The sequence below is a fragment of the Flavobacterium sp. M31R6 genome, assembly GCF_013284035.1.
In the GTDB taxonomy this organism is placed as follows: Bacteria; Bacteroidota; Bacteroidia; order Flavobacteriales; family Flavobacteriaceae; genus Flavobacterium.
Map to the genome: position 1 here is coordinate 1,790,427 of NZ_CP054141.1, position 15,435 is coordinate 1,805,861.

General features: G+C 34.2%; 11 protein-coding genes. 7 read left to right on the top strand and 4 right to left on the bottom strand.

Going from position 1 to position 15,435, the window contains the following annotated elements:
* Positions 1–17 precede the first annotated feature (17 nt).
* Positions 18–1,061, top strand: coding sequence for a methyltransferase (locus HQN62_RS07305; RefSeq protein ID WP_173503867.1), 1,044 nt, complete (start codon positions 18–20; stop codon positions 1,059–1,061).
* Between the two features lie 97 nt (positions 1,062–1,158).
* On the opposite strand, the gene purU is transcribed toward HQN62_RS07305, so the two are convergent.
* Positions 1,159–2,013 (bottom strand): formyltetrahydrofolate deformylase, encoded by an 855-nt coding sequence (gene purU, locus HQN62_RS07310; RefSeq protein ID WP_173503868.1) that lies wholly within the window; start codon positions 2,011–2,013, stop codon positions 1,159–1,161.
* 329 nt (positions 2,014–2,342) lie between these two features.
* Between purU and HQN62_RS07315 the strand changes: the two genes are divergently transcribed.
* Together HQN62_RS07315 and HQN62_RS07320 are read left to right on the top strand one after the other, a co-directional pair.
* Complete coding sequence (locus HQN62_RS07315; RefSeq protein ID WP_173503869.1) at positions 2,343–5,795, top strand: methylmalonyl-CoA mutase family protein; 3,453 nt, start codon at positions 2,343–2,345, stop codon at positions 5,793–5,795.
* 114 nt (positions 5,796–5,909) lie between these two features.
* Positions 5,910–7,115 (top strand): alpha/beta hydrolase, encoded by a 1,206-nt coding sequence (locus HQN62_RS07320; RefSeq protein WP_173503870.1) that lies wholly within the window; start codon positions 5,910–5,912, stop codon positions 7,113–7,115.
* 101 nt (positions 7,116–7,216) lie between these two features.
* On the opposite strand, the gene HQN62_RS07325 is transcribed toward HQN62_RS07320, so the two are convergent.
* Positions 7,217–7,621: a secretion protein gene (locus HQN62_RS07325; RefSeq protein ID WP_116795795.1), complete on the bottom strand. Its 405-nt coding sequence runs from the start codon at positions 7,619–7,621 to the stop codon at positions 7,217–7,219.
* A gap of 184 nt (positions 7,622–7,805) precedes the next feature.
* Between HQN62_RS07325 and HQN62_RS07330 the strand changes: the two genes are divergently transcribed.
* From HQN62_RS07330 to HQN62_RS07340, 3 genes are all read left to right on the top strand, one after another.
* On the top strand, positions 7,806–8,678 hold the full coding sequence (locus tag HQN62_RS07330) for an AraC family transcriptional regulator (RefSeq protein ID WP_173503871.1): 873 nt from the start codon (positions 7,806–7,808) through the stop codon (positions 8,676–8,678).
* Between the two features lie 168 nt (positions 8,679–8,846).
* A complete protein-coding gene (locus HQN62_RS07335) occupies positions 8,847–9,713 on the top strand; it encodes an alpha/beta hydrolase (protein ID WP_173503872.1) in 867 nt (288 codons plus the stop codon).
* A 265-nt stretch (positions 9,714–9,978) separates the two neighbouring features.
* On the top strand, positions 9,979–10,515 hold the full coding sequence (locus HQN62_RS07340) for a hypothetical protein (protein ID WP_173503873.1): 537 nt from the start codon (positions 9,979–9,981) through the stop codon (positions 10,513–10,515).
* 146 nt (positions 10,516–10,661) lie between these two features.
* Here the strand turns inward: HQN62_RS07340 and HQN62_RS07345 are convergent, their stop codons facing one another.
* Positions 10,662–11,621, bottom strand: a complete 960-nt coding sequence (locus HQN62_RS07345) for a TerC family protein (RefSeq protein ID WP_173503874.1) — start codon at positions 11,619–11,621, stop codon at positions 10,662–10,664.
* A 147-nt stretch (positions 11,622–11,768) separates the two neighbouring features.
* Complete coding sequence (locus tag HQN62_RS07350; RefSeq protein WP_116795790.1) at positions 11,769–12,785, bottom strand: glutamine synthetase beta-grasp domain-containing protein; 1,017 nt, start codon at positions 12,783–12,785, stop codon at positions 11,769–11,771.
* Positions 12,786–13,168: 383 nt separating this feature from the next.
* On the opposite strand from HQN62_RS07350, the gene HQN62_RS07355 reads away from it, so the two are divergent.
* Positions 13,169–15,358, top strand: a complete 2,190-nt coding sequence (locus HQN62_RS07355; RefSeq protein WP_116795789.1) for a glutamine synthetase III family protein — start codon at positions 13,169–13,171, stop codon at positions 15,356–15,358.
* Positions 15,359–15,435 lie beyond the last annotated feature (77 nt).

Consider the following 15,435-nt stretch of genomic DNA (forward strand, 5'->3'; position numbering starts at 1 on the left):
TTAAATCAAACAAAAAAATGGAAAATCAAGACAATCAGCCATCACCGGCTAGTATTATGCAAATCGGATCTGGGTTTTGGTCATCAAAATTATTGCTGGCTGCAGTAAAGTTTCAATTATTTACCAAACTTGCTGAAAAGCAATCGATGTCAGCTCAGCAAATAAAGACGATGTTGAATCTGAAGTGTGCTGATATTCATTTGTTTGATTTTTTGGATGCCTTGACGGGACTTGGATTTCTGAATAGGGAAGGACTTTTGGAGTCAGCAATTTATTCCAATAGCGTCAATGCCGAGGCATTTTTGGTTATTAACAAGCCGGCCTATATTGGCGGAATGCTGGATATGCTGAATAACCGTTTGTATCAGTTTTGGGGAAACTTGGAGGAAGGTTTGCTTACCGGTTTGCCACAAAATGAAATTAAGGCAGGAGATGATAATTTATTTCACGAACTCTATAAATCACCTGAAAGATTATTGGAGTTTATCAATGCGATGGGAAGTATTCAGATAGGGAATTTTAATGCTTTTGCCCAGCTATTTGATTTTTCAAAATACAAAACCTTGACTGATGTTGGCGGATGCGGCGCGGCGTTGTCTACTACAGTGGCAATGCACCAGCCTCATATGAAATGCACTAGTTTTGATCTTCCTGTTGTGGAGCCTATTGCAAAAGAAAAAATAGCAAAGACACCTTTTTCGGATAGGGTTACAACAGCAAGCGGCGATTTTTTTGCTGATCCATTTCCAAAAGCAGATGTCGTGGTGATGGGAAATATACTTCACGATTGGGATGAACCAAAGAAATTGGCACTTCTTCAAAAAGCTTACGATGCCCTTCCGGAAGGTGGAGCATTTGTGGCGATAGAGAACGTAATTGATGATGATAGATCCAAAAATGTTTTCGGAATGATGATGAGCCTAAATATGCTGATTGAAACCGGAACTGGTTTTGATTATACTTTTTCCAGTTTCAATAAATGGACAAAAAGCGTTGGCTTCAAATCGACATCGATTGTTCCGCTCACAGGACCTGCAAGTGCGGCAATTGCTTATAAATAGATTGTTTAATGAAAATAAAATCTGCCTAATCTGCGTGCTAATTTTTTTCACGCAGATTTTTGCAGATTTTGCAGATTTAAAAAAACGGTTCTATTTCTTAAGAGAACACAACTGTTTTGTTATTATAGACCATCGTTTTTCGCTCGGCGTGCAAGGTAATGGCTCTAGCAAGAACCATACGCTCCAAATCACGACCTTTCATAATGAAATCCTCAATCGAATGGCTGTGGGAAACTCTGGAAATATCCTGTTCAATAATTGGTCCTTCATCGAGCCCTTCGGTAACGTAATGACTCGTGGCACCTATAATTTTTACGCCGCGCTTGAAAGCTGAATGATATGGTTTGGCTCCAGGAAATGCCGGTAAAAAGGAATGGTGAATATTAATGATTTTGTTTTTGTAAAGTGCAATCAAATTTGGAGTGATAATTTGCATATAGCGAGCCAAAACAATAAAATCAATATCAAACTTTTTCAATAATTCAATTTGTGCTTTTTCACCTTCTTCTTTGTTGTCTTTCGTGAAAGGAATGTGAAAAAACGGAATATTAAAACGCTCGGCAACCGGTTTCAAATCTTCGTGATTACTGATTATTAAAGGGATTTCTAATGGTAGTTCACCAGCACAAAAACGCCCCAAAATATCATACAGACAGTGATCGTATTTTGAAATAAATAACGCCATTTTTGGTTTTTCATCCTGTGGATACATCGCCCAAGTCATATTAAAAGGAGTGGCAAGATTCGTCTGAAAATGACTTTTTATAGTTTCAATATTCCAGGTGTCCCTGCTAAATTCACATTCCAGTCGCATAAAAAATACATTTTCATCGGCATCAACATGTTGGTCAAGGTAAATAATATTTCCATCAATTGAAGCGATATAATTCGTCACCGAGGCAATAATCGCTTTTTTATCTTCGCAATGGATAAGTATGGTAATTTTTTGCATTTGTTTAAAATTTTCTAAAAATAATTAGGAGCTATTCCTATAGATTTTTGAATGATGATTGCCGATTTCTGATATTAGATTTTGTACTGTTAAGCATAAAGATTGTTGGTTTTATGAATTTTAAAACTTCAAAAATCAAATATCGTTAATCAAAAATCTTAAATTATTTTTATCAGGGCTAGACCTCGAAAATACCAATTTTTTCCGAAAACTAAGCTCGTTTTCTTAATAAAAAACATTGTTATCATATTTTGTGTTTTATGTTATTTTTAATGATTTTTATTTTAAAATTTATGTAAATTGCACCCTTAAATTATCATATTCACAAAATGGAATTACTTAAACCGTATGTACCCGTAAATAAAGTCCGAATTGTAACTGCTGCATCACTTTTTGATGGTCACGATGCCGCAATTAATATAATGAGAAGAATTATTCAGTCCACAGGAGTTGAGGTAATTCATTTGGGACATGATAGAAGTGTAGAGGAAGTGGTGAATACCGCCATCCAAGAAGATGCCAATGCGATTGCAATGACTTCCTATCAAGGAGGGCACAACGAATACTTTAAATATATGTATGATTTGCTTCAGGAAAAAGGAGCGGGTCATATCAAGATTTTTGGTGGAGGTGGAGGAGTGATCCTGCCTTCGGAAATAGCCGAATTGCAAGCCTACGGCATCACCCGAATTTATGCTCCAGATGATGGACGTGCGATGGGATTACAAGGAATGATCAATGATTTGGTACAACGTTCTGATTTTCCTATCGGAGATAAATTGACGAATGAACTCGATTTAATAGAAAATAAAACACCAACGGCAATTGCCCGTTTAATCTCGGCTGCCGAGAATTTCCCAGAAATAGCAAAACCATTTTTTGATAAAATCCATACTAAGAATGAATCTTCAAAGATTCCTGTTCTTGGAATCACCGGTACTGGTGGTGCAGGAAAATCATCATTGGTGGACGAATTGGTGCGTCGTTTTTTAATCGATTTTCCAGAAAAAACCATCGGACTGATTTCTGTCGATCCATCCAAAAGAAAAACAGGTGGAGCGTTATTGGGAGATAGAATTCGTATGAATGCCATTAACAATTCAAGAGTTTATATGCGTTCGTTGGCAACACGTCAATCCAATTTGGCACTATCAAAATACGTAGCCGAAGCCATTGAGGTTTTAAAAGCCGCAAAATATGATATCATCATCCTTGAAACTTCTGGAATTGGTCAATCTGATACAGAAATTATGGACCATTCGGATGTTTCATTATATGTAATGACACCAGAATTTGGTGCGGCAACCCAATTGGAAAAAATCGATATGCTTGATTTTGCTGATTTGGTAGCCTTGAATAAATTTGATAAGCGAGGAGCTTTGGATGCCATTCGCGATGTGAAAAAACAATACCAACGTAATCATAATCTGTGGGATGTGAATCCTGACGAAATGCCAGTTTATGGAACTATTGCTTCTCAGTTTAATGATCCAGGGATGAATACGTTGTACAAATCCATTATGGATAAAATTGTGGAGAAAACAAATTCCGATTTGAAATCGACTTTCCAAATCACCCGCGAAATGAGCGAGAAGATTTTTGTTATTCCACCACATAGAACTCGTTACTTATCTGAGATCGCCGAAAGCAACAGGAAATATGATACTGTAGCTTTAAGTCAAGAACAAGTGGCTCAAAAGTTATACGGAGTATTTAAAACGATTGAGAGTGTTTCCGGAAAAATTCCAGTAATCAATAAAGCAGGAATTGATGAAGATTCAGTATTGCCAAGTGCATTAGAATCTGAAAAACCAGGTGGCGCAGATAATAAAATCTTTTTAAATCTTTTGCTGAATCAATTTGATAAAGTAAAAATGGATTTAGATCCACACAATTGGAAATTGATTCTTAATTGGAACGACAAAGTCAATAAATACAAGGATCCAGTTTACACTTTTAAAGTTCGTCACAAAGAAATAAAAATGGCTACGCATACGGAGTCGCTTTCGCACTCGCAAATTCCAAAAATTGCCTTGCCAAAGTACCAAGCTTGGGGTGATATTTTACGTTGGTGTTTACAGGAAAATGTACCTGGAGAGTTTCCTTTTACCGCAGGATTATATCCGTTTAAAAGAGAAGGTGAAGATCCGTCAAGAATGTTTGCCGGTGAAGGTGGGCCAGAAAGAACCAACAAGCGTTTCCATTATGTAAGTGCAGGATTGCCTGCGAAAAGGCTTTCTACAGCATTTGATAGTGTGACTTTATATGGTAACGATCCACATATCCGTCCTGATATTTACGGAAAAATTGGTAATGCAGGGGTTTCTATCTGTTGTTTGGACGATGCCAAAAAATTATATTCTGGTTTTGATTTAGTGCATGCCATGACTTCGGTAAGTATGACAATTAATGGACCAGCGCCTATGTTGCTTGGATTCTTTATGAATGCCGCTATTGATCAGCAATGCGAATATTATATAAAAGAGAATAATCTTGAAGAGGAAGTAGCTGATAAAATCAACGAAATTTATAAACAAAAAGGAGTAGAACGTCCCCATTATCAAGGCGATTTGCCTGAAGGGAATAATGGTTTGGGATTATTCCTTTTGGGAGTAACTGGTGATCAAGTATTGCCTTTGGACGTGTATAATGAAATTAAAGAAAAAACACTTTCGCAAGTTCGTGGGACAGTTCAAGCCGATATCCTAAAAGAAGATCAAGCACAAAATACCTGTATTTTCTCGACTGAATTTGCTTTGCGATTAATGGGGGATGTTCAGGAATATTTCATTGCCAAAAATGTAAGGAACTTTTATTCAGTTTCCATTTCAGGATATCATATTGCCGAGGCAGGTGCTAATCCAATCACGCAATTGGCTTTTACACTTTCAAATGGTTTTACTTATGTGGAATATTATTTGAGCCGTGGAATGGATATCAATGATTTTGGACCAAATTTATCGTTCTTTTTCTCGAATGGTGTCGATCCGGAATATGCAGTTATAGGTCGTGTGGCTCGTAAAATTTGGGCGAAAGCCATGAAAAATAAATACGGTGCGAACGAAAGAGCTCAAATGTTGAAATACCATATTCAAACTTCGGGACGTTCTTTACACGCACAGGAAATTGATTTCAATGATATACGTACAACTTTGCAAGCCTTGTATGCTATTTATGATAATTGTAATTCATTGCATACCAATGCGTATGATGAGGCAATTACAACGCCAACTGAAGAATCTGTTCGTAGAGCAATGGCAATTCAGTTGATTATCAATAAAGAATTAGGTCTTGCCAAAAATGAAAACCCAATTCAAGGTTCATTCATTATCGAAGAATTGACAGACTTGGTTGAAGCAGCTGTTTTACAGGAATTCGACAGAATTACAGAGCGTGGAGGTGTGCTTGGTGCAATGGAAACAATGTACCAACGTTCTAAAATTCAAGAAGAAAGTTTGTATTATGAAACTTTGAAACACACAGGTGAATTCCCAATTGTGGGAGTAAATACTTTCTTGAGTTCCAAAGGTTCTCCAACCGTAATTCCGGCCGAAGTAATTCGTGCCACCGAAGAAGAGAAACAATATCAAATTACTATGCTAGATAATTTACATCAGTGTCATGCCGCTTTGGTTAAAGAACATTTGAATACCCTACAGGAAGCTGCTATCAAAGGCGAAAACCTATTTGGACATTTGATGGAAGCAACTAAAGTTTGTTCTTTGGGACAAATCACCGAAGCATTGTTTGAAGTTGGTGGTCAGTATAGAAGAAATATGTAAAATAAGCACATACTTTTTGTCTTTCGCAAAAGCGTATAATTATTATTAAAAATCAAAAAGATTCTTCAAAAATGAAGAGTCTTTTTTTTGGTTTTATTTTTATAAATTCGTGCTATGAAAAACACTCTTTTATGTCTTTTTATACTTCTCATTAGCATTTGTAGTTATTCACAAGAGAAACAATTGTTGCCAAAAGGAGTAATTGTTGATTCGGTTAAAATAGCAAATACAGCTAATGAGTCCTATGCCGTTTATTTGCCAAAGCAATACAGGAGAGAGGTGCCTTCTGCGATTGTTTTTATTTTTGATCCAGGAGGAAGAGGGAAAGTTGGGATTGAACCTTTTATTTTGGCTGCAGAAACGTATAAATATATTTTGGTATGTTCCAATAATTCGAAAAATGGACCAACTGATCTGAATTTAGAAATTGCAAATCGTCTGTTTGAAAGTGTGTCAACTGAATTTAATTTAAATCCTTCAGAGCTTTACATTTCAGGCTTTTCAGGAGGTGCAAGATTAGCGGGCAGTATGGCTGTTTCTTCGGTTGCTTTTCAGGGAGTAATTGCTTGTGGAGCTTCTTTTAATGAAATGGATAAGTTCGCTTTGCAAGATGCCAGTTTCTCGTATGTGGGTATGGTAGGTGACAAGGATATGAATTATCAGGAAATGGTTCGAAATGAAGAGTGGTTGAACAAAATGATGGTAAAAAATACTTTGTTTGTTAGCCATCAAGGTCATGCTTGGCCATCGCAAAAAGAAATGCTTCGTGCTTTTGATTGGTTAGAAATACAGGCTTTTAAAAATAGCATTAGAAAATCCAACGAAACTACCATTAAAAGAATCTATGATGAGAATTTAAAAATAGCCGATAGTTTAAAAGGAAATAATGAGATGATTACGGCTATTGCTGAGTATGATAGATGTTGTGCTATTTATGATAGTAAGGATGAAAAAATAAAAACGATTATTGAGTCAATAAAAAAATCCAAAGAATATAAAGCTCAGATTGCAAAAAGAGATGAAATATCAGTTTTAGAAAATGAAATTACCAATTCACTTTTAAATCAATTTGATAAAGAATTGGAAGTTGCAAAAAGTGATGATGATTTTAAATTTTGGAAAACAGAATTAAAAAAGCTCGATGAGAGAAAAGCAAAGAGCAAAGATATTGCAATTAAAAATATGGTTGATAGGATACAATCTATGACCAGAGCATTGGTTTATGAAACAGCCAATGAAAGTAAAAGAAATTTTAAAAATGATAAATTGCTTTATTGTGAGGAATTGAAAAAAGTAATTCAATTGTATGATAAAAAATAATGGTTTTGAGTCAGGTTTGATAGAATATAAAAAAAACAGCTCCCAAAGAAGAGCTGTTTTTAGATAATTCGAAGTTTTAGTTCTTAAATAAACTAATTCAATTAATTAGTTGTAGCTACATTTTGATTTTTCATTTTCAATTCTCCTTTGTAAACTTCAGCGACTGATTTTCTTGATAAGGTTGAAACTTCTTTTGAAATAACAATCTCATGTGTTACTTTTTTCAAATTGGTTTCAACTTCCAAAAAGTAAACACCATCAGGAAATTCTTCAAGGCTGTATGTTCTTAAAATGCCACCTTTTCCAGTTGCAACCTCAGAATAGATTACAGTATGGTCTTTATCGTAGATAGTCACATTCGCTTTTGGAATCTCATTTACAGAAAAACTAATTTCTTTACCAGTTCCTTTTTTTACATTTAGTAAAAAATCACCATCGATTGCATAACTGCTCATTGTAGTCATTGCCACTAAAACTACCAGACTTAATTTTAAAATCGTTTTCATAATACTGTTGTTTTAAATTAGTAATCAAATTTCTAATGCTAAAGTAGATTGATAATCTATTTGATTATACAACTGTTTTTTCTTATTTATGTGTTATTTTAACCTTGCGAAAACGATGTATGTTAATTTTTGATAATATAGAATTGTTTTGTGTTAAATTTGAATAGTTTTAAAAATGGGTCTAATGAAAAAAATGAGTCCAACACTTGAAATTATCACTCCTTCTTTTGGGAGTTCTTTTACTTTTTCCAGATATGTTGAGAACGCCAATTGCAAATCGGATCTCTGGCATTACCATCCCGAAATTGAATTGGTTTTTGTCAATGGAGGTTCCGGGAAAAGGCAAATAGGAAGTCATATATCCTATTATTCAGATGGTGATCTAGTTCTTATCGGAAGCAATTTGCCTCATTGTGGATTTACAAACGAGCAAACTGGTAATAAGAATGAAACGGTAATCCAGATGCGTCCAGATTTTTTGGGAAATGATTTTCTGGAAATTCCGGAATTAAAAAATATTCAGCATCTTTTGCATAAAGCAAAAGGAGGTATTGCTTTTGGCCCCGAAACCAAGAAGTTAATTGCGGGCTTGATGGAAGATATGGAAAAGCAATCGGGTTTTGATCGGTTGTTAAGGATAATCCGTGTTTTGAATACTTTGGAAACCAATAATGAATATACTATTTTGAATGCTGATGGTTTTACCATGGAAATGCAGGTTCAGGACAATGATAGAATTAATGTAGTTTTTAATCATGTTAAAGACCATTTTCAGGAGCCTATTCAGCTTGATACTGTTTCAAATATGGTGAGCATGACGACTCCTTCATTTTGCAGGTATTTCAAAAAAATCACCAATAAAACATTTACCACTTTTGTAAATGATTATCGTTTGGTTCACGCTTCAAAACTCTTGTCTGAGAATACGAAAAGTATTACTGAAATTTGCTATGAAAGTGGGTTTAATAATTTTAGTCATTTTAATAAGTCATTTAAAGCATTTACGGGCAAAAGTGCTTCCCAATACAGACATGAATTGAAGTCTTATATGGAGTGATTTTGAGCTCATGGTTTGTTTGTTTTATATTACAAAAACAAATCAATTTAAGTGTAATTATTTGTATATTAATATTTTGTTGTTTTTTGTTCTCTAATCAAATAAAGAGTGTTCTGTTATTGCTTTTGGAAATTGTATATTTACATTTCATCCAAAAAAAGGAATAATATGAAAAATTTACGAATACTGTTTATTGCATTTTTATTTGGCAATACGATTTTGTCTTTTGCTTCTACAGTAGACACTTTGCAAATTCCAAGTGCTGCTATGAGTAAAACCTATAAAGCAGCTGTAGTCTTGCCTAATTCGTATGCAAAAGGGAAAGCTGTTTATCCAGTGCTTTATCTTTTACATGGTGCTTATGGGCATTTTTCGGATTGGTTATCAAGTACGCCCAATAAAAATACAGTTAAAAATTTAGCCGATCAATATAATATTATAATAGTGATGCCAGAAGGGGAGACATTCAGTTTCTATCTTAATAGTCCAGTAAATAAAGGCAGTCAGTTTGAAACTTATATAACTGAAGAAGTAATTCAAAAGATTGACAAAACGTATCGAACGGTAAATGATAAAAAGGGACGTGTCATTGCAGGGCTTTCTATGGGAGGACATGGTGCTTTGTCTCTTTCTGCCAAACATCCCGAATTGTTTTGTGCTGCAGGAAGTATGAGTGGAGCTGTAGATATGGGAACAATGTTAGGTCGGGAGCCAAATGATCAAGTTATAAAGTTAATGCAGCCTGTTTTTGGCGATCAAAGCAATAATCCTGATCTATATGCACAAAACGCAGTAATGGGAATGGTTGATAAAATTAAAGTCAATAAACTAGCGTTAATTATTGATTGTGGTGTAGATGATTTTCTTATTGAACCCAATAGAGAATTGCATAGAAGATTAGTGTATGCCAAGGTTTCTCATGACTATACTGAACGTCCAGGAGCACATACTTGGGAATATTGGGAAAATGCATTACCTTATCAAGTCTTGTTTTTTAGTAAAATATTAAAAAATAATGGAGTTCTAATTAATTAAACAATGATTAAGAATAGAGAAAGAGCTTTTCGGTTAGAAGAGCTCTTTTTCTATGAATTTTATTTTTAAAGTGTTTATTTTTAATTTGATACAAACAATTGTACTGGAGAAGGAATGAATTTTTAATAATGAATTTAGGTGTTTTCGCCCATTATTGTTTGTGTAAAACAAAAACTTTTAAATTATTTTTAATAATATTATAAAAAATAATTTTTTTTTGGCTCGATTTTTGAAATACCTTTATAGAACTTTAAATATATAAAAAATGAAAAAAATAATTACACTTTTGGCAGTTATAGGGATGTTTGGTTTTCAGGGATGTACTGGACCAGAAGGACCTCCTGGAGTTCCAGGACAAGATGGACAGGATGGATTGATAGCGGAAGTATTTGAACTTAAAAATGTTAATTTTGTTAATGACCCATTGGATAGCCCAGATTTAGGTTATTATATTTATCGAAAATTGGATCCTAAAATATTAGATTCAGATCAAATTTTAATTTATAGATTGGCTGGGACAATTGATGCCAATACTCCAATATGGCAATTGATTCCAAGGACTTTATTTTTGCAGCAAGGAGAGTTGGACTATGATTTTGATTTTAGCAAGGAGGATTTTAGTATATATGCTGGAGGTACTTATAATTTATCGTTAACTCCGCAGTATCTAAATAATCAAACTTTTAGAATTGTAATTTTGCCAGGTTATTTTTCAACTTTAATTGATAAAAATAATTACAATGCTGTAATAAGTGCTCTGAATATAAACGAAAGTCAAATTAAGAAAATTGATTTGCAATAGTAAACTTTGTAAGCATAAAAAAAGGAAATCTCTCGATTTCCTTTTTTTATGCTCTTAATTTGAAAGAGCATTTCCGTTTTATAAAATCAAGAATATAAAATTTAAATTTTTATATATCTAATGTCAAAACTGCTTAAAAGCGGGGCTTATTTAGTTTCTGAAATGTTTTCTTTTTTACTAATTTGAATAGAAACAATTACACCGATAACAAGTGTCAAAGCAATAAATGACAATGAAGCCCATTCAGGAATTTCGATGTAATCATGCAATAACATTTTTAATCCCACAAAACTCAAAATAGCAATCAAGCTATATTCCAGATGACTAAATTTCTCTAGCATATTGGCAAGGAAAAAGTACAAAGAGCGCAATCCTAATATCGCAAAAATATTGGAGCTAAATACTAAAAAGGGATCGGAAGTGATAGCTAAAATAGCCGGGACACTATCTACCGCAAAAATTACATCCATTACTTCGATGACTATTAATGCCACGAATAATGGAGTAGCAGCATTCCCTCTTTCTGTTTTTATGAAAAAATGATCTTTTTCGGTATGGGTAGAAATAGGAATTATCTTTCCTAGGATTTTATAGATTAAAGATTTTTTAGGATTAAACTCTTCTTCATCCTTGGTAAATAGCATTTTTATAGCAGTGAATAATAAGAATGCTCCAAAGATATAAGCTGTCCATGTGAACTTATTGATCAACAATACACCAAAATAGATCATTAAGCCTCTAAAAACTATCGCTCCAAGGATTCCCCAAAACAAAACACGATGTTGGTATTTTTTTTGTATTTTGAAAGAAGCGAAAATCAAAGCGATTACAAAGATATTATCAATACTTAATGATAGTTCAATTAAGTAACCTGTTATGAATTTCATTGCAGCGACAGAGGGCTTCAATTGATTGGGGTTTAGTACATAATCAGTTGAATACAACCAATAAACCACACCAGAGAATAGCATGGATAAAGTAAACCATATAGCGGTCCATTTGCTGGCTTCCTTGGTGCTGATAATATGGGGTGTCTTGTTGAATATTCCCAAGTCAAGAGCCAGTATTATAAAAATCAATACAATAAATAATATCCAAACAATCATAGTCGTATCTATTTTTTAGTGGGTCTCAAATGTGAAATTTGATTTGTTAATTTGTTTCTATTAATTTTTAAAGGTACTGTAATTTGCTTAAATAAAAAAAGTGCCTTCAATTACGAAGGCACTTTTTGGTTTTTGATATGCTTATGATTATAATGCTGATTTTACAGTTTTGATAATTCTTGCAGCAATTTTGTATGGATCACCATTAGAAGCTGGTCTTCTGTCTTCTAAATATCCTTTCCAACCATGTTGAACAGTATATAATGGAATTCTAATTGAAGCTCCTCTGTCAGAAACTCCATAAGAGAAATCGTGAATAGAAGCAGTTTCATGTTTACCAGTCAAACGTTGTTCGTTGTATGCTCCATAAACCGCGATGTGCTCTTCAACAACGGGACGGAAAGCTTCACATATTTTTTCGTAAGTTTCTTTAGAACCACATGTTCTTAGTACTTCGTTAGAGAAGTTAGCATGCATACCAGAACCATTCCAGTCTGTATCACCTAGTGGTTTTGGGTGGTATTCGATATAGTAACCGTATTTTTCAGTCAAACGATCTAGTAAGTATCTAGCAACCCAGATTTCATCACCTGCTTTTTTAGCTCCTTTTGCAAACAATTGGAATTCCCATTGTCCACAAGCAACTTCTTGATTGATCCCTTCAAAGTTAAGTCCAGCAGCAATACATAAATCGGCATGTTCTTCAACTAATTTTCTTCCGTGTGTGTTTTTTCCACCTACTGAACAGTAGTACATTCCTTGTGGAGCAGGATAACCACCTACTGGGAAACCAAGAGGTAGTAATGTTTTTGTATCCATGATAAAGTATTCTTGCTCGAATCCGAACCAGAAATCATCGTTATCGTCATCAATTGTAGCTCTACCGTTTGATGGGTGTGGAGTTCCGTCAGCATACATAACTTCAGACATTACCAAGTATCCATTGATACGAGTTGGGTCTGGATAAATAGCTACCGGTACAAGTTGACAGTCAGAAGAACCGCCTTCAGCTTGTTTTGTAGAAGAACCGTCAAAAGACCAATTTCCAATTTCTGCCAATGTTCCTTTGAAGTTTTCGTGTTCTTCAACTTTAGTTTTGCTTCTTAAATTTTGCGTTGGTTCGTATCCGTCTAACCAGATATACTCTAATTTTATTTTAGCCATAATATTATAAATAATTTGTTTTTTGATTTTTTTTCTGATGCAAATATAAAATAATTTAATTATGTCGTAAAATTAGGGGGTGGTTTTTATTTATGTGTATTTAATTTTTGATATTACTGCATTTTAGGAGGGGTATAATTGAAATATTATAATTTTTGTAGGGTATAATAATTAAATTCGTAATTAGCGGGTTTTTAATATTAATTATAAGTTAAGATTTTTATTACTATTATTTAAAAATCAAGCTGTTGGTACAATTTTTTTGATATTACATCTAGCTCAATTGGATGCTATGTATTAATGGGGCCTTTAATTATTTTGTTTAGTAGAATAATTTATATTTGTATGTGTTTATTAATGATTATTAATTTAAGATTTATCATATGTCATCAATTCGTTTTCAAGCTTTAAAAGAAGCTTCAAATAGAAAGTTAGTAGAGTTTCAGGAGACAGGAAGAAAATCGGTTCTTTTTGGGGCTAATGTGTTCAATGATAAGGCTATGAAGCAATATTTGACTTCAGATGCTTTTAAAGGTGTACAAGGTGCAGTTCAACACGGAACTAAAATCGACAGAAAACTGGCAGATTATATTGCCATGGGAATGAAAGAATGGGCTTTGTCCAAAGGAGTAACTCACTATACGCACTGGTTTCAGCCACTTACGGGAACAACAGCAGAGAAACATGATGCTTTTTTTGAAACTTCTTATGACGGAAGTGATCCATTAGAAAAATTTGGTGGGGCTCAATTGGTCCAACAGGAACCGGATGCATCGAGTTTTCCTCATGGTGGAATAAGAAACACATTTGAAGCAAGAGGTTATACTGCTTGGGATCCTACTTCACCAGCGTTTATTTTTGGAACGACATTATGTATTCCAACTATTTTTATTTCCTATACAGGAGAAGCGTTGGATAATAAGATTCCATTATTAAGAGCATTGTCGGCTATGGATGAAGCTGCTACGGAGGTCTGTAGATATTTTGATAAAAATGTTAAGAAAGTAACAGCTACTTTAGGCTGGGAACAAGAATATTTCTTAATTGACAGATCATTGGCTAATTCACGCCCAGATCTTATCATGACAGGAAGAACTCTGTTGGGACATACTTCTGCCAAAGGACAACAGTTGGATGATCATTATTTTGGGTCTATTCCAACTCGTGCTTTAACCTATATGAGAGATTTGGAACAAGAATGTATGTTGTTGGGAATACCGGTGAAAACACGTCATAATGAAGTGGCTCCGAATCAATTTGAATTTGCACCTATTTTTGAAGAGACAAATTTGGCGGTAGACCATAACTGTTTGTTGATGGACGTTATGCAAAAGGTAGCTGAGCGTCATGATTTGAAAGTATTGCTTCATGAAAAACCTTTTAAAGGGGTAAATGGTTCAGGGAAACACAATAACTGGTCATTAGCTACAGATACTGGAGTAAACTTATTGAGTCCTAGTAAAACGCCGATGACTAATTTACAGTTTTTGACTTTCTTTATCAATACTATTAAAGCGGTGAATGATTATGAGGCTTTATTGAGAGGGTCCATTGCTACTGCTAGTAATGATCATAGATTGGGAGCCAATGAAGCTCCACCGGCAATTATCTCCGTATTTATTGGAGAGCAATTGACTAAGGTGTTGGCCGAATTGGAAGGAGTTTCCACCGGGAAATTGTCTCCAGAAGAAAAAACCGATTTGAAATTGAATGTTGTAGGTAAAATTCCAGATGTCCTTTTGGATAATACCGATAGAAACAGAACTTCACCTTTTGCCTTCACCGGTAATAAATTTGAGTTTAGAGCGGTTGGTTCTTCAGCAAACTGTTCGAATGCCATGACTACGTTGAATACTATTGTTGCAAAACAACTTAAGGATTTTAAAGTTGCTGTCGATGATTTGATTGAATCAAAAGACATGAAGAAAGATGATGCCATTTTCAATGTTTTAAGAGAATACATTAAGCAATCCAAAAAAATCCTTTTTGAAGGGGATGGTTATAGTGAGGCCTGGCAAAAAGAAGCTGCAAAAAGAGGATTGAGCAATTTTAAAACTACTCCGGAAGCTTTGAAAGCTAGAGCTTCTAAACAAGCGATTGATTTGTTTGCTGAAATGGGTATTATGAATCAAATAGAAGTTGAAGCACGTTACGAAATTGAATTGGAGGAGTATACCAAAAAAATACAGATTGAAGGAAGAGTACTTGGAGATATTTCAAAGAACCATGTAATTCCAACGGCGATTAAATATCAAAATACTTTGATTGAAAATGTGAAAGGATTGAAAGATATTTTTGGATCGGAGTTTGAATCCATTGCCAAAGAGCAAATTATTCTGATAAAGGAGATTTCTGGGCATATTGAAGGTATCAATTCTAAAGTGGAAGAGATGACTGAAGAAAGAAAGAAAGCCAATAATCTGACAGATGCCCATGCTATGGCAGAAGCTTATTGTAATCATGTAAAACCATATTTTGAAATCATAAGAAACCACTGTGACAAGTTAGAGTTATTAGTCGATAATGAACTATGGACTTTGACTAAATATCGTGAATTACTTTTGACAAAATAATTTTGGCAAATCCATTAAGAAAGGGGCTATTCGTAAGAAAGCCTCTTTTTTTTTAAATTAAATTGTAAAATTAGTAG